The 18,925-nt window shown below is 40.9% G+C and carries 20 protein-coding genes; 9 read left to right on the forward strand and 11 right to left on the reverse strand.

Annotated features, from left to right (window positions below):
- Positions 1-44 precede the first annotated feature (44 nt).
- From ACFINR_RS02545 to virB11, 9 genes are read left to right on the forward strand one after another with little or no spacing between them, the layout of a single operon-like run.
- A complete protein-coding gene (locus ACFINR_RS02545; RefSeq protein ID WP_375652427.1) occupies positions 45-449 on the forward strand; it encodes an EexN family lipoprotein in 405 nt (134 codons plus the stop codon).
- 26 nt (positions 450-475) lie between these two features.
- Positions 476-718 (forward strand): hypothetical protein, encoded by a 243-nt coding sequence (locus tag ACFINR_RS02550; protein WP_375652428.1) that lies wholly within the window; start codon positions 476-478, stop codon positions 716-718.
- 27 nt (positions 719-745) lie between these two features.
- A complete protein-coding gene (locus ACFINR_RS02555; RefSeq protein WP_375652429.1) occupies positions 746-1,147 on the forward strand; it encodes an EexN family lipoprotein in 402 nt (133 codons plus the stop codon).
- A gap of 26 nt (positions 1,148-1,173) precedes the next feature.
- Complete coding sequence (locus ACFINR_RS02560) at positions 1,174-2,103, forward strand: type IV secretion system protein (RefSeq protein WP_375652430.1); 930 nt, start codon at positions 1,174-1,176, stop codon at positions 2,101-2,103.
- Positions 2,104-2,140: 37 nt separating this feature from the next.
- Complete coding sequence (locus tag ACFINR_RS02565) at positions 2,141-2,428, forward strand: type IV secretion protein VblB7 (protein WP_375652432.1); 288 nt, start codon at positions 2,141-2,143, stop codon at positions 2,426-2,428.
- Positions 2,425-3,096 (forward strand): virB8 family protein, encoded by a 672-nt coding sequence (locus tag ACFINR_RS02570; protein WP_375652433.1) that lies wholly within the window; start codon positions 2,425-2,427, stop codon positions 3,094-3,096. Before ACFINR_RS02565 ends, ACFINR_RS02570 begins: the two co-directional genes overlap by 4 nt.
- Before the next feature lie 2 nt (positions 3,097-3,098).
- A complete protein-coding gene (gene virB9, locus ACFINR_RS02575; RefSeq protein WP_375620970.1) occupies positions 3,099-3,950 on the forward strand; it encodes a P-type conjugative transfer protein VirB9 in 852 nt (283 codons plus the stop codon).
- 27 nt (positions 3,951-3,977) lie between these two features.
- The gene (gene virB10 / locus ACFINR_RS02580; protein ID WP_375652434.1) at positions 3,978-5,156 is read left to right on the forward strand and encodes a type IV secretion system protein VirB10; all 1,179 of its coding nucleotides are present in this window, start codon (positions 3,978-3,980) and stop codon (positions 5,154-5,156) included.
- Between the two features lie 17 nt (positions 5,157-5,173).
- Positions 5,174-6,226: a P-type DNA transfer ATPase VirB11 gene (gene virB11 / locus ACFINR_RS02585; RefSeq protein WP_375644464.1), complete on the forward strand. Its 1,053-nt coding sequence runs from the start codon at positions 5,174-5,176 to the stop codon at positions 6,224-6,226.
- A 54-nt stretch (positions 6,227-6,280) separates the two neighbouring features.
- Here virB11 and ACFINR_RS02590 read toward each other — a convergent pair whose 3' ends face one another.
- The 11 genes from ACFINR_RS02590 to ACFINR_RS02640 form a co-directional block, all read right to left on the reverse strand.
- Positions 6,281-6,400 (reverse strand): type II toxin-antitoxin system RelB/DinJ family antitoxin, encoded by a 120-nt coding sequence (locus tag ACFINR_RS02590; protein WP_375652435.1) that lies wholly within the window; start codon positions 6,398-6,400, stop codon positions 6,281-6,283.
- Between the two features lie 168 nt (positions 6,401-6,568).
- On the reverse strand, positions 6,569-8,086 hold the full coding sequence (vbhT, locus tag ACFINR_RS02595; RefSeq protein WP_375652437.1) for a type II toxin-antitoxin system protein adenylyltransferase VbhT: 1,518 nt from the start codon (positions 8,084-8,086) through the stop codon (positions 6,569-6,571).
- Entirely contained in the window at positions 8,073-8,261 is a 189-nt protein-coding gene (locus tag ACFINR_RS02600; RefSeq protein WP_375632029.1) for an antitoxin VbhA family protein, read from the reverse strand. Before ACFINR_RS02600 ends, vbhT begins: the two co-directional genes overlap by 14 nt.
- A 197-nt stretch (positions 8,262-8,458) precedes the next feature.
- Positions 8,459-8,704 carry a HigA family addiction module antitoxin gene (locus ACFINR_RS02605; protein ID WP_375632031.1) on the reverse strand — a complete coding sequence of 82 codons (246 nt, stop codon included), beginning with the start codon at positions 8,702-8,704 and terminating at the stop codon, positions 8,459-8,461.
- Between the two features lie 915 nt (positions 8,705-9,619).
- Entirely contained in the window at positions 9,620-10,993 is a 1,374-nt protein-coding gene (gene glmM / locus ACFINR_RS02610; protein ID WP_375613213.1) for a phosphoglucosamine mutase, read from the reverse strand.
- A gap of 549 nt (positions 10,994-11,542) precedes the next feature.
- Entirely contained in the window at positions 11,543-13,705 is a 2,163-nt protein-coding gene (ftsH, locus tag ACFINR_RS02615; RefSeq protein WP_375632033.1) for an ATP-dependent zinc metalloprotease FtsH, read from the reverse strand.
- A gap of 114 nt (positions 13,706-13,819) precedes the next feature.
- Positions 13,820-15,307, reverse strand: coding sequence for a tRNA lysidine(34) synthetase TilS (gene tilS / locus ACFINR_RS02620; protein WP_375652439.1), 1,488 nt, complete (start codon positions 15,305-15,307; stop codon positions 13,820-13,822).
- A gap of 18 nt (positions 15,308-15,325) precedes the next feature.
- Positions 15,326-17,317 carry a tol-pal system protein gene (locus ACFINR_RS02625; protein WP_375652440.1) on the reverse strand — a complete coding sequence of 664 codons (1,992 nt, stop codon included), beginning with the start codon at positions 17,315-17,317 and terminating at the stop codon, positions 15,326-15,328.
- A 52-nt stretch (positions 17,318-17,369) separates the two neighbouring features.
- Positions 17,370-17,891 carry a peptidoglycan-associated lipoprotein Pal gene (gene pal / locus ACFINR_RS02630; RefSeq protein WP_375611765.1) on the reverse strand — a complete coding sequence of 174 codons (522 nt, stop codon included), beginning with the start codon at positions 17,889-17,891 and terminating at the stop codon, positions 17,370-17,372.
- 52 nt (positions 17,892-17,943) lie between these two features.
- Positions 17,944-18,087 (reverse strand): hypothetical protein, encoded by a 144-nt coding sequence (locus ACFINR_RS02635; RefSeq protein WP_375613210.1) that lies wholly within the window; start codon positions 18,085-18,087, stop codon positions 17,944-17,946.
- A gap of 6 nt (positions 18,088-18,093) precedes the next feature.
- Positions 18,094-18,789 (reverse strand): DUF1013 domain-containing protein, encoded by a 696-nt coding sequence (locus ACFINR_RS02640; protein WP_375611764.1) that lies wholly within the window; start codon positions 18,787-18,789, stop codon positions 18,094-18,096.
- Positions 18,790-18,925: the final 136 nt, after the last annotated feature.

Consider the following 18,925-nt stretch of genomic DNA (forward strand, 5'->3'; position numbering starts at 1 on the left):
GTGCTCAAAACTTGTAAAACTGAAAGGAAAAAGGGGAAATATTGATGAATAAAGTTCTCATAACAACATTGCTACTTGGCACTGGAATTATCGCTGCTGGATGTGAAAAAACCTATAGCGTCGCAGAATTTAAAAAAGATGAAAAATTACGCCTAGAGTGGGATGCTAAATGTGGATTTGCAGGAACTTCAAAAAATTGTGAAAACATGCGGTTAGCATTTTTAGAACTTGATAAGGAACGTCAGGCACAAGCAGCAGAAAGAGAGCGTCAAGCGGAAGAGAACAATCGCAAAAGATATGAAGAATTTATGGCGAAACAAAAAGCTGATCTTGAAAAAATGGAGGCTCATACTAAAAAAAAATTAGAAGAACAAAGAGCAAAACGACGTGCTGAGGAAGAACAAGAAGCAAAAGAGCGCGCGGCAAAACAACAACAAAATAACCATTAAGACATAATGAAAAGCGGAGCATCTCAATGGCAATAATAACGAAAGGCGTATTTACTGATATAGATGATATGTTGATGAACCCCATTACAAAAACAATGGATAGCGCCATTACACACCGCTATTGCGCTTTAGCTGCTCAACTTAAAGAACCTTACAGACTATACAATAGATTTATGGCAACATTATGTCTCTGCCCTAGATTTATCATCACTGGTTATAAAAAACCGATAACACAAGCAGAATTTAAAGATTGTGCTCAAAACTTGTAAAACTGAAAGGAAAAAGGGGAAATATTGATGAATAAAGTTCTCATAACAACATTGCTACTTGGCACTGGAATTATCGCTGCTGGATGTGAAAAAACCTATAGCGTCGCAGAATTTAAAAAAGATGAAAAATTACGCCTAGAGTGGGATGCTAAATGTGGATTTGCAGGAACTTCAAAAAATTGTGAAAACATGCGGTTAGCATTTTTAGAACTTCAGAAAGAATATGAAGCAAAAGCAGCAGAAAGAAGCCGTAAAATTGAAGAAGAAAATCGCAAAATAGATGAAAAGTTTCAAGCTGAACAAAAAGCTTGGATTGAAAAAATGGAAGCTAATACTAAAAAAAAATTAGCTGAACAAGAAGCAAAGCGACGCGCTGAGGAAGAACAAGAAGCAAAAGAGCGCGCTGAAAAAAAACAAAATAACCATTAAGACATAATGAAGAGCGGAGCATCTCAATGGCAGTAGAAAGCAAAGGCATATTCACTAAGATAGACAATATGTTAATGGATCCCATTACAAAGGCAATGAATGACGCCATTTCTAATCTTTCGTCAGGTTTAGGTGCTCCGCTTAAACTGTCTTGTACAATCTACATTATATTTATGGGCTACAATATCATCTATGGGCGCTCTTCCATGCCCTTATGGGAATTTATAGTAACAACTTTCAAACTCGGCATCGTTGTTTCACTTGCTACAAACGCTGCTCTTTATAATGAGTGGGTCAGTGGTATATTTTTCCATGATCTGCCGAATGCCATTGCAAATGTCACACAAGGAGCACATGTGGATCGAAATGTATGGGACAATATGATAAACAAAGCTGGAGCACAGGTTTTGGACGCAGCAAACCAGTACACAGGTCTGACTCAAATGGGGATGTTTATTGCGACATGGATTGCTGGTTTTATCTGCCTAGTTGCTGCTATCTTATTTTGTCTAGTCGGTTTTGTTGTTTCATTATTTGCTAAATTGGGTTTGTTTCTTGTCATATCAATAGGACCACTCTTCATAAGCCTCTATATGTTTTCCTCAACCAGAAAATTCACAGAAGCATGGTTAGGGCAAGTTGCAAACTTCATCATTTTATATGTGTTAGTCGTGCTGCTTGGTAGTTTATATGTTAACATTTCAATGAACGTTTTTTCAAGAGGTGTTGACAATATCATCACTACTTTAATTCAGTTCTTGGTTGTTGGTATTGGTGGTATTCACCTTTTCCTCAGACTCCCTGATATCGCATCAGCTTTAGCCTCTGGGGGGGCTTCTCTTACAGGATCAGGACCAGTCGCTAAAACAACGGCTCAACTAACAGGTAAAGCTGCTAAAGCAACAGCCAACACGATAACGAAGGGCATTAAAAAATTAGCATCACTATTAAAATAAAAAACTAGCATTACTATTAGCAAAGGTCTAAGTTCAAATGCGGGAATTTAAAAAAATTGGGGTCATCTTACCATTTCTCTTTCTCAGTGGCTGTGTGTCTTCACCAAACACACTGAAGTCACTCCCAAAATGTGATGGATATTCTAAACGTCCACTCAACAGATCAATGTGGAATTGGGAAGGGAAAAAACCCACGCCCACGCCCATTATCATCAGTAACAACACCCCTTCACCCCTAAAAGAAGGTAAGCTGGAAATGCTTCTGGCACAAAAATTAACGGATGAAGAAATCAAATCTTACAAAAATTGCGGGCAAAAAGCATGAAAGAAAAAGATATAGAACAATACATTGCTGAAGCACGCTCGTTCGATCAAGATCGCATGCTCGCCTCACGCCGCACCACCCGCGTCTCTCTTGCCATTGCCGGCATCGCGGTTGCTGTTGCAATACTGTCTTCTCTCGCAGTCATCACCCTCACGCCCCTTAAAACCGTGGAACCTTTTGTCATCCGCGTCGACAATTCAACCGGCATCACCGAAGTTGTGGAAGCCTTAAAAGAAGGTCCCACCAATGTCGACGAAGCAATCACACGCTACTTTGCTGCAAAATATGTCCGCTGCCGTGAAGGCTTCACCACAGAAGAAACACAACACAACTTCCAAACCGTCTCCCTCCTCTCTTCCTCTGAAGAACAGGAAAGATTTGCCAGCTGGTATGGAGCAAGAAATCCCCAAAGTCCTCAAATTCTCTATAAACACGCCGCCGTTACAATAACAATAAAATCAATCTCCTTTATCAATGACGATGTCGCCCAAGTGCGTTACTACAGAACCATTCATGACAACGACAACAACAAAGAATTCATCACCCACTGGGTTGCAACACTTACCTTTGAATACATCAATGCCCCTATCTCTGTCCAAAACCGTTTGATAAATCCTCTAGGGTTTATTGTTAGTGAATATAGAACCGATCCGGAAGTGGTCAACTGATCATGACAAAAAAAATTCTTTTTCTCATTCTTAACATCGCTATTACCCTTTCTTTAACGCCTAGCCATGCCAGTATTTTTCCCACCCGCGCGCCAAGCGATAGCCGCATTCGCTTTATCAACTATGATGCCTATAATGTCACAAAAATTATTGGCTCCATACGCTCATCGGTACAAATAGAATTTTCTCCCAATGAAGAAATTGCCCATGTGGCAATTGGCAACAGCGTTGCATGGGAAGTCGCTCCCGCTGGCAATATTCTTTTTCTAAAGGCAAGAGAAGTCCAACCCATTACCAATCTCCAAGTCGTCACCACAAAGCTTGATGGCTCAAAGCGCTCCTATCAATTTGAACTCATGGTCAAAGATGGGGAAATTTCATCTGGACAAGAAACATATTTCCTTGTGAAATTTCGCTACCCACAAGAAGAAGCAGAACAAAGAAGACTCGCAGCCCTTATGCGACAAGAAAAACAACAAGCCCAGCGTATCGATAATGTCTTCAACGCTTCTGAAACCTATGGACCACGCAATTGGGCTTACACCGCTCAAGGATCGAGCGTGCTCGAACCCTCCTCCGTTTATGACAATGGCAAAACCACAACATTTACATTTCCAGACAACCAAGAAATCCCTGCCATTTACATTGTCAGCAATGACGGTACAGAATCGCTGGTTCCCAAAACCACAAGAGGCAACATGGTGATAGTCCATGCCATTAGCGCACGCTTCACCCTAAGACAGGGCAAAAACGTCCTATGCGTCTTTAACGAAGCCTATCAACCAAAAGGCACAAATCCAAATACCGGAACAACCTCACCATCTGTTGAACGTAAAGTTGCATCAGATCTTTAAATAAGCGGGAATTGAAGGGGACAACACATGAGTGATAAACCAATCATCGAAGATCGCGGATCTATTGGGGATGGCAAAAACAATAGCGCCAAAAGCGCTGGCAAAAAAATAGTTGTCGCAATAGCCTGTATAGGAATCTGCGGCTATGTGCTCTGGAACATCTTATCCTCCCCCACAGAACAAAAAGACACCGCAAAAGCTCATAAAAAACAAGAAAAAAGCTTTCACAATTCCCTCGCTCCTTTAGAGCTCGCCCCCTCTGACCCGCGCGCCAACATAGCGCCAATAACCTTACCACCCCCACAACCACTCGCACAAGAACCCAAAAAAGATGACCCACTACTTGATGCCGCAAGACGTGCCCCTGTTTTAGCTTTTGCCAAAGGCTCTAAATCTCAATTAAAAGACATCGTCAACACCACTCTAAACCCCTTTGACAAACTCCATGCCCTTGAAAATCTCGCGAATGCGCAAAATTCTCCTGCCCTTCAAGACACACAAAATTTTGCAACCCTATTAAAGCCTACCAAAACAGAAGAAGCAAAAGCAAAAGCAAAACTCATCGGCAATAGAAACTTTATCATCGCCATGGGAACCTCTATTCCCTGTATCTTAGAAACCGCATTAAACAGTGAGCAACCAGGCTTTGCAAGCTGCATCATCAACCGTGATATCCTCTCTGACAATGGGCGCGTTGTTTTGCTTGATAAAGGAACCCAAGTGATTGGCGAATACCGCGGAGGGATAAAACAAGGTCAATCTCGCCTCTTTGTACTCTGGACAAGAGCAAAAACCCCAACCGGTGTCATCATCGACCTTGCCTCACCCGCAACAGACAGTTTAGGAAGAGCTGGTTTTGATGGCAACATCAACACCCATTGGTGGGAACGCTTTGGCTCTTCCCTTTTGTTGACCGTTATTGATGGTGCCACAACAGTTTTAACAAATAAAATAGTAGGCAATTCCAATAAAGAAGGTTCAAACAACTCTGGAGGCGGCGGTTTTGAAGGCGCAAACAACACTGGAAAAGAGGCCGCCAGTATTGCTCTTGAAAATCAAATCAACATCCCTCCTACCCTAGAAAAATTTCAAGGCGAACTGGTCAACATCTTTGTAGCAAAAGATCTCGATTTTTCCTCTGTCTATAAACTAGTCGTAAAGAGCAAAAGAAACCGCTCTACTCCCAGCTATTCCTTTTTTCATTAAGCCAATAAAGTCACATTATGCCATCAGCAAAAAATGCAGAACGCGCCTCCATCGTTTTAACAAAATTAAAGATCTTAGATGACTTCCTCAATGATGACAATTTATTTGAAATTGTCATCAATCGCCCTGGCGAAGTAATCGTTGAGGGTCCCAATGGTTGGCAAACCCACATCTTAAAAGAGCTAACCTACAGCGAACTAGAAGGGATTGCAAAAGTTGTTGCTGCCTACACAACACAAAAAATCAGTGTAGAAAACCCCGTTCTCTCCGCAACACTGCCAAACAACGAACGCATACAAATTGTTATGCCTCCAGCTGTTGCAGCCAATACCATTAGCATGACCATTCGTAAACCTTCATCACGCACTTTTTCTCTTGAAAGTTTACATGAAAACAATCTGTTTTCTGTCGCCCAAAACACCAGTTTCACACCCACGCAACAAATGACAGAACGATTATCCGAACTCTCTGATACAGACAAAGAGCTAACAGATCTCTTTATCGCCAAAGACTTTTGCAACTTTTTAGAAAGAGCCGTTATTACACAACAAAATATCTTAATATCGGGCAAAACCGGTTCTGGTAAAACAACCCTCTCCAAAGCTTTGATTGCAAAAATCCCTGACTATGAACGAATTCTCACCATTGAAGACACGCCAGAACTTGTCGTTCCGCACGCCAACAAAGTGCAGCTCTTTTATTCAAAAGATAACCAAGGCTTAGCAAAAGCAGGCGCAAAAGAACTGCTTGAATCAGGATTACGCATGCGCCCCGACAGAATCCTTCTACAAGAGCTGCGTGATGGTACAGCCTTTTACTATATCCGTAATGTTAATTCTGGTCACCCCGGCTCCATTACCACCGTCCACGCCTCAACAGCCCTTGCAGCCTTTGAACAAATGACCCTTTTAGTCAAAGAAAGTGACGGTGGTGGTAATTTAGCACGCGATGATATCCGCGGCTTATTAATCTCGATGATAGATGTCATCATCCAATGTAAACGCCTCGAAGGAAAATTTCGTGTAACAGAAATCTATTACGACCCCTTCAAACGCCGTGATGCTTTTTAAAAACTGTCGAAATGACTTAAATAACTCATTCATATCTTTCGCAAAGTATACATCTTATCCTTTTGCATTCTTTTCAAAAATTTTAAGCGTTTTCGCATTAGAAATAGACTTATCAAACGGCAATCGTTTTTCATGAACAACTTTTGTCAAAGCAATACGGATGAAATCAGACACCGTAAGTCCTAAACTTGCTAATATTTCACCGGATTTTTTTTAACGCCCTATCTATGCAGGCACATACAACATCTTTTGTCACACCCATATTAAACACCTCCTTTGATTACCTCTCTTTTACCGTATGGCTTAATAGGGCTTATACAGCATAAGGCTTTATCCTTGCCCTTACCGTATCATATCTATTGATCTTGCACGCGCTATTGCGTTGATTTTCTCCTGTTGTCTCTGTTGCAAAAACTTAACTGCCATTTGAAACTCTTTTATGCGTTCTTTATTATAAGACTGTTCTTTGGGGATTGCTTTTGATAAATCAAAACCATATTTATGAATGGCATCATGTCCAAAACGTTTATCTAAAACAATTTGTAGCTTTAAAAACTCTTGATTAACCTGCTCTGGTATCTTTGAATAACTATCACGACCAGCTTCAACATTTTTCATAAAAGTCACTGCTTCTTGTGAAAGTGACGGAACCTCTACTTTTAACTGTTCACGCTCCCGTGTAACACTAACCATCAGCGTCTCATAAGAATTCTCATAAAAGGATTGAAGCATTTTAATAGAAGAAAGTGCAAGAGGAACATGATAAAGCGCTTCTTTTCGTTCTTTTCCTGTAGCCTTCAATTTATCGATAAAACGATCTGATCCACGCAGTTCGCCCGCTCTATCAGGTGCCCTATCCAAAATATCAGAGAGTTTATCGCCTTTCCCTGCTAAAATCGTTTGCTCAATCCTAAGCGCAGCCTCTTGTGGATCTTTATAAATAGATGCTAAATGACTGTTTAACTCCTTAAACATATCAATGTAAGATTTTTTATTTCTAAGAGCGCTTAGCACCTTCTGTTCTAGATTAGAGTTATCCGTATAAGCCGCAAGGTATGGGGCTTTTTCCGTTGTTTTTGATGCAACATTCAACTCTTTTTGTGATTGCTCAAGTTCTTCTTTTTGACGTTTAGCAAAACTTGTCTTTTCTCTATCCCAAGGAGTTTCAATCTTCTCTTTTTGTTGTTCCAAGCACTCTTTATTAAGATCAACGCAAAAAGCAATATTTTTGCCAATACCTTGAGAAACATCATCCCTTTTATTTTCTGTAAACTTGGTAAGGTTCTTATAGATGAGTGCAGACAGATATTCTGAATTACCAAAATGTGCTTCAATTGACGCACGTGTCATTTCTTGTCGCTCAATACCCTTCCAGTTGATATGATAACCAGCTTCACGAGCAAGTTGCACCATAAATTCGCGCTGAGTACGCCCATTCCCCTCTCGAAACGGATGCAACGCATTCAACTCGCCCATGTAATATCCAGCCCTTTGGCTAAAGTCATAAGCACCAAGACCACGCAGATACTGTTCTTTTGCAAGCTTTTTTGTAATCTTCGGTGCATAACTTTCAATCTGATTATAACTAGCAAACATACTATTGCCTTTGGCAATATCCACTAAACGAACTTGTCCCGCCCATTCATATATGTCGCCAAACAGTCTTCTATGAATCTCTTTCATGTAATCCAGATCAAACTTACCACCAATAGGAGTATGTACAAATTCGAAAGATTTCACATAAGAAATCGTAGATTCTACACGTTGCAGCGTGGCTTTGTCTTTAATACCAAACCGATTATACATCACACCAGTTTCAGGATCAGTATAAGGATCACCGCTCCCCTTATACTTCTCCACGTTTTACCCTCTCCATATAATCTTTGAGGATATCACTTGTTTCAAACTCTCCAATAATAACACGTTCCATTTGCTCAACGACTTTTGGATCTGGCTCTAATCCCTCTAAACGTTGGCTTGCCAATGCATTTTCAGCATAGAGGCGACGCAGCTTAATTTCCTCTTCACTCAACATATTAAAACCCTCCTTTGCTTATATTTATTATAGCCAAACAGACTATAGAAACAAGATTTTATTCCTTGTCTTACCCGCGTTACATCTTTTGACCTTGTACGCTCATACGCATGATTTAGCTCTTGTATACGTTTCTGTTGCAAAAACTTAACTGCCATTTGAAACTCTTTTATGCAATCTTGATCATGGGACTGTTGTTAAGGATTTTTTTTTGATAGATCATAATTTGTTTGCATAGTAAGCCAAGCACGTGCTGTGCTTACACCAGCCATTTCAAGCCTAATAGCAAGATTAGCACTCATAGCGGCTTTTTCATTTAAAACTCTAGAAAGTGCTACACGAGATATACCAAGCCACTCTGCTGCTTCATTAAAGGATAAACCAAGCTCTTTGATCACATCTTCACGCAATAATTCACCGGGATGTGAAGGATTCTTCATCATTGTTTAGACCTGCTTTTTGATGATAATCCAGATAATCAAACATTTCGACATCTATGCTATCAAAGCGAAATATTACGCGACAATTTCCCTTTACAGTAATTGACTAATAATCCTTGAAATCGCCCTTTAGCAGATGTAATTAAAAGGACGGATAACTCAAATCTTTTGGCGATACATCTACTTCAAAAGCACCTAGAATACGCTTTAATTTTTGAGCATGGGCGGTTCTAATCCCTTCAGTCGTACCAGTATTATAGAAGGCTTCAATCCTTTTATGTTTAAATCTTAAAATTGTAAATGAATATAGAGTGTACCCTTCCAAGATCCAAAAAATGTTCATTATTTTTACATCACATGGCTTTTTTACTTTATAAACATTAGAACTGTCGTGAAAAAATCGATCATTCTCATCTCTTTCTCATTATTCTACTAATTATTGGAAAAGTATAAGTTCATAATTAGGAGGAGCTAAACGTAATAGGAGCGTATCATATCTCCAATTGGCAGCGGCACTTAGAAACATCAAGATGATATAACCACAATGATCATTGCTGTTTGATGTTCATGGGGCGCTGCACCCGCTGTATGTCCAGTAAAAAGAATGAATAACACTAATAAACTCCCCCCCTACAAACTCTGTTAAACTAATAACCGATTTACGAATAAGTAAAAGAAAAAGGAAAATCAAAAAAAGGCATATTTTTTATATCTTACGAACTATAGAGAAATCTATACGCATAGTAGTTATTAGAATTAGACTTTTCCCTTTTTTATTTAATTTGTTCGTAGATAGAGTATCCATTACCGTTATTACATCACTAACAGAGTTAATAATCATACCTTTTGTAATTGCCAAAATCCCGCATTAAAATCAGACCTTTATTCAAAGATGATCTGATAATTTTTTCAAAAAATTCAAGATTCCTCAAGTGCAGTCCCCATGCGTACATCATGATGAATAATAACATCCATCAACTCTGTCACGACAGTGTCCAATACTTCTCGTGCATCGCCTTCAGCCATAAGGCGGATAACCGGCTCAGTTCCAGAAGCGCGGATCACCAGCCTTGCCTCTTTTCCCAACCGCTTCTCTGCTTGATCAATGGCCGCTTTGACGGGATTTTTTTTCAAGACATTTTTATTTTTAATCGTTACATTTTTTAAAATTTGCGGTACAGGTTCAAACCGTTTACACAATTGGCTCATAGGGCTTTGACTTTCCTTCATACAGGCTAAAATCTGCAATGCAGCCACCAAGCCATCACCCGTGGTACCAAAATCACTAAGCACGATATGGCCAGAAGCCTCACCACCAACATTATATCCCTTTTGGCGCATGGCATCGACAACATAACGATCTCCAACTTTTGTCCTTACAAGGTGCAACCCTTTGCTATTCAAGAAACGCTCTAGTCCAAGATTTGACATAATCGTTGTGACAACACCATTGCACCGTAATCGTCCCATTTTATGCCAATTTTCAGCAATTACAGCAATCAACTGATCTCCATCAACCGTTTGTGCTTTTTCATCCACAATGAGAACACGATCTCCATCTCCATCAAGAGCAATCCCCACATCAGCACGCACTTCATGCACTTTTCGTTTTAAAGAGCTTAAATCGGTTGATCCACATTTTTGATTAATATTGGTCCCATTGGGTTCATCATGAATAGCAAAAACCTCAGCCCCCAATTCCCATAAAGCACGGGGAGCCGCTTTATAAGCAGCCCCATTAGCACAATCCACAACAATACGCACAGTATCTAAGCGAACATCACGCGGCAAAGTTCGTTTGGCATATTCAATATAACGATAAATATCTCCCTCAACCCGTTTTGCATAACCAATTTCGGCAGAACTTGCTAAAGATTTTGAAAGATCTGTATCGATCAATTGTTCAATTTTGGCTTCCATATCATCTGAAAGTTTAAAACCATCAGGACCAAAAAGTTTAATTCCATTATCATAGAACGGATTATGAGAAGCAGAAATCATCACCCCAAGATCCGCTCGCAAAGAGCGGCAAAGCATTGCAACAGCAGGGGTTGGCACTGGACCCAATAAAAAAGCTTCCATCCCCGCAGCAGTCAATCCTGAAACCAAAGCGTTTTCCAACATATAGCCAGATAATCGTGTATCCTTGCCAATCACCACACGATGAGATTGATGTTGTGAGCGAAATAAAACCCCTACAGCCATCCCCACCTTCATGGCAAAATCGGGTGTCATAGGAAATGAATTGGCTTTCCCCCGAATTCCATCTGTACCAAAATATTTTTGCACCATGCCTCTTTCCTTTAATATATAATTCTTCCCTTGTTTTTTTTAAAACCTAACAAGCCCCCTTGGTACAATAGTCCTCCTCTCCCCGTATAAAATCAGATCATTGATCTAAACCTTCATGCATTTAAACAATCAAGCCCCCTATTCACCATCTACACATCTAAACCACTCTCAAGCAATTATGTTTACACCCTCACACATAAAAGCAATATTATCTCCTCAAAATGCTCTATACATCCCTTTAACACAACCAACGGATAATTTCACACACTTGCTAAATCCGTAAAGAAACCCAGCACCAAACCTCATACCCTACCAAATCAGCAAGGAAATCTATCGCCTAACCTTACAACCCCCTACCACATTAGAAAAGCAACAGTCCACCTCGCCTTGTAGCATGCTAAAGCCGCCATCATACAACGGCTTTGCTTAATTTTTTGCTTTCATATTTTTGCAAATATTACAAGAAAGGCGCAAACAAAACTTGCGCCTTTCTCAAAAAAATTAGAAGTTTTCCTAAAACATCGTCACTCAAGCGATATTAAATAATTCTTATTTTTCTTTATCATGTCCCGCAGTATTGGACTTCTTTTCAGCATTACTTTTAGAGCGGTTGACTGATTTTGTGGTGCCTTTTGTGCTTTGCGCTTTTTTCTCAGTCTCATCCGATTGCACTTCTTTAGACTGAGCCTCCTTAGGCTCAACATTACCGGATTTTGCTGTTTTTTTCCCAACAGCTGCCTCTGCTTTGCCTGCCTCGCCTTTATCTGTCTCTGCTTTATGAAGCACTGTTTTAGGGGCTGCTTCAGCGTTTTTTTCATCTACCACTGTTGTCTCTGTCTTCATTTTTCCAGTTTTTGGAACAGAAGACCCCCGTGGCGCAGCACCCTCATCTTTCTGTGTGCGTGAAGGAGGCTTTCCTGCAATAACTTCGTTAATTTCAGCTCCCGTTAAAGTCTCATATTCCAACAAACCTTGTGCCAAAGCAAACCATTCTTTTCTTTTTGTTTTCAAAATGTTTGTCGCATTTTTATAGGCATCATCAATAAGCTTACGCACTTCCATATCAATCATGCGCGCTGTTTCTTCAGAGACATTTTGTGTTCGCGCAACAGAATGACCCAAAAAGACTTCATCTTGGTTATCGCCATAAGCTACATTTCCAAGCAGATCAGAAAATCCCCACCGTGTGATCATCGCGCGAGCTAATTTCGTTGCTTGTTCAATATCAGAAGAAGCACCAGATGTGATATTTTCCTTTCCAAACTTTAATTCTTCAGCCACACGTCCACCCATCATAATGGCCAGACGAGAAATCATCCACCGATAACTCATAGAATAGCGATCGCCTTCAGGCAATTGCATCACCATTCCCAATGCTCTTCCCCTTGGAACGATTGTTGCTTTGTGGACAGGATCAGCAACCGGCACATTAAGAGCCACAATAGCATGTCCTGCTTCGTGATAAGCAGTGAGTTCTTTTTCCTCTTGTGTCATAGCGGTTGAACGACGTTCCGCCCCCATCATCACCTTATCTTTGGCATCTTCGAATTCTTGCATCGTGACAACTCTTTTATTACGGCTTGCAGCCATAAGAGCAGCTTCATTGACCAGATTCATCAGGTCTGCACCAGAAAATCCTGGTGTTCCCCTTGCCAAAATTTTCAAATCAACGTTAGGCGCTAAAGGCACGTTGCGCACATGCACTTTCAAGATTTGTTCACGCCCAGAAACATCAGGGTTTGGCACAACAACTTGTCGGTCGAAGCGCCCTGGTCTTAACAAAGCGGGATCAAGCACATCGGGACGGTTTGTTGCAGCAATAAGAATAATACTTTCATTGGGCTCAAACCCATCCATTTCGACAAGCAACTGGTTTAAGGTCTGTTCACGTTCATCGTTTCCACCGCCAAGACCAGCCCCCCTATGGCGCCCAACAGCATCGATTTCATCAATAAAGATAATACAAGGTGCATTTTTTTTAGCCTGTTCGAACATATCGCGCACACGGCTTGCCCCAACACCAACAAACATTTCCACAAAATCAGACCCTGAAATGGTAAAGAATGGCACATTGGCTTCACCGGCCACAGAACGTGCTAGCAAAGTTTTACCGGTTCCTGGAGGACCAACAAGCAAAACACCGCGTGGGATACGCCCCCCTAAGCGTTGAAATTTTTGTGGTTCGCGTAAAAATTCAACAATTTCTTGAAGATCTTGCTTTGCTTCTTCAACGCCAGCAACATCTTTAAAGGTAATACGTCCTTGCGCTTCATTAAGCAATCTTGCTTTCGATTTCCCAAATCCCATTGCACCGCGTGATCCATTTTGCATTTGCCGCATAAAAAAGACCCACGCCCCCACGATAATAATAACAGGCAACAAGGAAAAGAGGAGATTGAGGAAAATGCTATTTCCAGAGCTTTCAGGAATAGCTTTAACATTGACGTTTTTGCTTTCCAATTTTTGTATCAAACCTGGATCGCGAGGAGCATAGGTTGAAATAGCTCTATGTTCAATGGTTTTTCCTGTTAATTTTTGACCTTGAATGGTCACAGATTTCAACTCATTATTCTCAACTTTTTGCAAAAATTCAGAATAGGAGACTTCTCCACCACCAGAACGTTGGCTATCTCCATTAAAGAGAGAAAACGACACAATCAAAATCAAGGCAATAACTCCCCAAATAAGGAGAGAGCGGTAATTGGAATTCATATTCAGCCCACTTAATCAAATATAGATTTCAAACAGTTCCCCTTAACATATAACCTTGTCAGCCCCTTGCCAAGGGATGAGAAGCTGTTTATTTTCTTTTAGAGTAATTTTCCTTTATCTTTTCACCTCAATATTAAAAAAAGGTTCCACAACATTCACCAAGGCAGCATCTTCTCGTGAGGAAAGCCAATCGAAAGGTGCCATAATCCGCTTGACGATAACATGTTTATGAACAACTGCTTGAGAAATCAACTCTGGAATATCATACCCTTTATGATTTGAGATCATCAGCAGCGATTGTAAAGAGGGAAAATGAGGCTTTTCAAGCTCAAAATCGCTATTTTTTAATAAAAATTTCAGCTGTTCTAAATTTGCGGCTCCAACCTTTATAGCCTCATATCCATGATTTGTGATATGATAGCGCCCATCCCATATAAAAGTTTTATCTGGCTCAACAATAGCCTCTTTCATATTTCGCCCTTCACGCCACAAAGAAATTCCCTGCTTGTTATATTCAATAACAGAGCCCGCATAAGTAAAACGCCGCTTTTCTGAAGAATCGAGACAGAGTTTTTGAACAAGCATGCTTAATTTCTGATTGGGGAGCAAATAAAATCCCCCTCCCATCAGCACAGCAAAGAGCCCCACCACAAAAGGAAAACTGGAATGTTTCTGTAAAAACAGCGCAGGCTTTGCTATGAAACAACGCCCATGTTGGACAGTAATATCCAGCGCTAAGATCAAATCAGCAATATTTTTGGCTTGTTGACGACGCTGCAATGCGGCTTCATTTATTTTTTGAGCAATATAAGCCAATTTTTGTGGAGAAAGAGATTGACGCACGCGCACACGTTCAAAATTGCGATCTTCATTGGTTGGATCATCAATCCATGTTTGTCCTTGTAAGCGTAAATAATTCCGTAATGTTTGGCGTTTTACACCAAGGAGTGGCCGAATCAAACGCACTTTTCTATGCAACAACGCCTCACGCGGAATACAGGATAAACCACGCTCATAAAGGGGACCATAGTTTTTTTCGGCAATATTTTTTTTTGTTTTTCTGGTATGATCCTCATCACGTATACCCTCGGCTTCACCGCGCAAAGCACCAGCAAAACCACTGGCATAAACCTCATCGCACATGGCAACAGCTTCACTATATAAAGCACCTCTATTCTTTTGGAGACGTTGATACCGCATATGATAGGTCTCAACCTGATCATTGAGTGTATGCCCCGTCATAATAAGTGATGCGCCTTGTTTTTGTGCTTCTTTAACCAAGAGATCATAGCGTGCAACACGCGCGCTGGAAGCAATATGCGTCTTTGGCTTTTCGCCTTCCCATCGCACAGTGATATGTTGAATATCATGGACACGACAAATTTTCGCAACAGTTTCTGCTTCACGCATCGATTCTTTACGCAATTGATGATCAACCGTGACAACAATCATTTCTGGAGGAAATACGAGTGTTTCCAAATGCTCTTTGACCAAAAACATCAAAGCCAAAGAATCACTTCCCCCTGAGACGGCAAGAATCAACTTCTGACATTGAATAAAATCCGATGTTTTAAAGAGATTTCTTGCCAGTCTAACGCACACCGAAAACGACCTCGCTGTTTATTTTGCAGGTTTACAAAAAACAGATGCTAATGTTTGTTGACGTTTTGATTTTTTCACAAAATGAGCACAATCGTCTTTATTTGGCTCAAGAGCGACCATACTTCTTGCTAATTTCAGTAAAATCTCGGAGGTATAGAGCTTCTTTTTATCTGCATACCATGCGGTAAGATAAACTTGTGCTGCTTCATGATAGCGTTTTTGCCCCAACAAAGATTCGGCCAACCAAAATAAAGCATCATCACTCAAAGAATCTTTTTTGTAACGATTTTGAAAAGCGCAAAAGCTTTTTTCAGCATCAACATAGTTAGCAGAACGAATAAAATCATACCCTTCCTTATACAAAGCTTTAGAAGAAGAAAGATTGTCACTCTGATGTGCTTCAATTGGAGCACTTACTTCATGCGCTTTGTTAAAAGGTTGACTGTTTTCATGGTCATGGCTCTCCACCTTAGCTTCCACAGCAGCAACCTTTGTATGGTCACCTGTACTATGGTCCTGCTCCATCTCTTCTTTTACAGTCTGAGATTTTTCATCTACAGCAGACTTTTCAAAAGAACAAGAATAAACAGAAGAGGCTTCTGTATCAAAAAGCTCGTGAAACTGCTTGTTAACATTTTTTAAACTGTTATGCTCAAGCACCATTCGTATCTTATGCAAAAGCTTATCTAAATCATAATCTTTAAATAAAGCCTGTTGATTCTCTAAAATAATCCCTTGGTGCTCCGCAACACTAGTAGCTTTTTCCACCACATCAGATGCTGCTTTATCAGCTGCTTCAGGTGCTTCTTTCACAGCATCAACAGCCTTATTAACAGCGTCAGTGGCTTTTTCCACCGCGCTAGATGCTGCTTTATCGGCTGCTTCAGGTGCTTCTTTCACAGCATCAACAGCCTTATTAACAGCGTCAGTGGCTTTTTCCACCGCGCTAGACGCTGCTTTATCGGCTGCTTCAGGTGCTTCTCTCACAGCATCAACAGCCTTATTAACAGCGTCAGTGGCTTTTTCCACCGCGCTAGATGCTGCTTTATCGGCTGCTTCAGGTGCTTCCTTCACAGCATCAACAGCCTTATCAACAGCGTCAGTGGCTTTTTCCACCGCGCTAGATGCTGCTTTATCAGCTGCTTCAGGTGCTTCCTTCACAGCATCAACAGCCTTATTAACGGCGTCAGTGGCTTTTTCTATCACATCAGATGCTGCTTTATCGGCTGCTTCAGGCGCTTCTTTAACAGCATCAACAGCCTTATCAACAGCGTCAGTGGCTTTTTCTATCACATCAGATGCTGCTTTATCGGCTGCTTCAGGCGCTTCTTTAACAGCATCAACAGCCTTATCAACAGCGTCAGTGGCTTTTTCTATCACATCAGATGCTGCTTTATCAGCTGCTTCAGGAGCTTCCTTCACAGCATCGACAGCCTTATTAACAGCGTCAGTAGCTTTTTCCACCGCGCTAGATGCTGCTTTATCAGCTGCTTCAGGTGCTTTCTTCACTGCATCAGTTGCCTTATTAACAGCGTCAGTAGCTTTTTCCACCGCGCTAGATGCTGCTTTATCGGCTGCTTCAGGAGCTTCCTTCACAGCATCAACAGCCTTATTAACAGCGTCAGTGGCTTTTTCTATCACATCAGATGCTGCTTTATCAGCTGCTTCAGGTGCTTCCTTCACAGCATCAACAGCCTTATTAACAGCGTCAGTGGCTTTTTCTATCACATCAGATGCTGCTTTATCGGCTGCTTCAGGCGCTTTCTTCACGTCATCAGTTGCCTTATCAACTGCATCAGTGGCTTTTTCCGCCGCATCAGATGCTGCTTTATCGGCTGCTTCAGGTGCTTTCTTCACGTCATCAGTTGCCTTATCAACTGCATCAACTTTATCCGTATCATGTGCAGGATATTCGGAAGCCTTTCGTGCCGCACTTTGAACAAGTGAAGTAGAACAAGCTATGAAAACCCCCATATAAAAGAGTGTTTTCCAATTGATTTTACGATACATTCTTTTTTCCCCTTAAGAGCTTATTGAATAGTTGAAACAAACAATCTTCTTTTTAATGATTATTCATGTCACTCAACGTTGTCACAGCACGTCGATTTTGATTCCAACAGGAAATATCATCACATACTGCTACAGGTCTTTCTTTTCCGTAAGAAATTGTTTGAATCCGTTGTGCGGACACACCAAGAGACACCAAATAGTTTCGCACAGCAACAGCACGGCGCTGTCCAAGTGCCAAGTTATATTCACGTGTTCCCCTCTCATCAGCATGACCTTCGATCATAATAGAATAATAAGGATAATGAAGCAACCATTCTGCTTGGCGCGTTAAAATACGTTCAGCATCAGCATCAAGTGAAGAAGAATCGAGACCAAAAAACACGCGATCACCCACATTAACCGTAAATTCTTGTCCTGAGCCTGGTGACACCTGATTCAAACCAGCATCATTCATATAAGCGCCATTCATACCGTTAAGTGCACCAACATTTTTTTTGCCACACCCACCCAGGCATAGTGAGAAAAGAAAGAGGATAGCTAAGGAATGAGAGATGGTTTTTTTGGTAGAGCGCATAGTCCGTTTCTCCTTGAATTTCGTAAAGAAGGGTCAATTCTTAAAAATATTTTTAAGAATAACCGTTAATTCCTAATGAAGAAGAAATTTTTTCTGTTTTTTCGTCCTCATTTTTACTTTTAAGTCTCTGCCAATTTTTCTTCTCTTCAGCCATTCCTCTAACATTTCCATAAGAAATGTTTCCCTTATGCGTCATGGCTTTTTATGCATCATCTTGATCTTGACGATTTTTTTGCAGCGCGTTCAGCTTTGCAAAAACTTTATCAGCGTCAAAAGTCTTATGCAGATTTTCTTCACTCTCATTTTCCTCTAGAGCAGCGTTTTCCGTCACAGAAGCGGGAAGCAACGACCTATCTTCTTCTGCTGCAACAGGACGATTTTTCGCCGCACGCTGGAGCTCAAAATCTAAATCGATTTGCGAACACAAACCAAGTCCTACAGGATCAAGAGGAACCAAATTTGCACTATTCCAATGGGTTCTAAGGCGGATTTGTTCAATTGTCGCTTTTGTTGTCCCAATCAACCGTGCAATTTGCGCATCTTTCAACTCGGGATGGTTCGTAACCAACCATAGGATACCATTGGGACGATCTTGGCGTCGAGAAAGAGGGATATAGCGCGCCCCTTTACGTTTTTTTTCAGGAATATGCACCCTCGATTGAGAAATTTTCAATCGTGCGTTTTGATCAGCCTCCACCCGTGCAATTTCACTGCGCGTCAATTGCCCAGAACTAATCGGATCTAAACCTTTAATACCATAAGCCGCATCACCATCGGCAATAGCTTTTACTTCCAAGACATGCAATTTACAAAATTCTGCAATCTGATCAAAAGAAAGAGCTGTATTATCAACCAACCAAACAGCTGTTGCTTTGGGCATCAAAAGTTGCGTTGCCATTTTTATAAATCCTCTTCTGCGCCTCTTCTATGAGGCAGGTTACCGCCCACTCAAGAGCACTGGAACTTTTTTATATGTTTAGGTCTCTCCAACCACTCCTAAAACAAAGCGAGGCATGGAATAAACCATTTTGCTA

Origin of the sequence: Bartonella sp. AP19HLJMH, from assembly GCF_042196245.1 — a bacterium.
In the GTDB taxonomy this organism is placed as follows: domain Bacteria; phylum Pseudomonadota; class Alphaproteobacteria; order Rhizobiales; family Rhizobiaceae; genus Bartonella.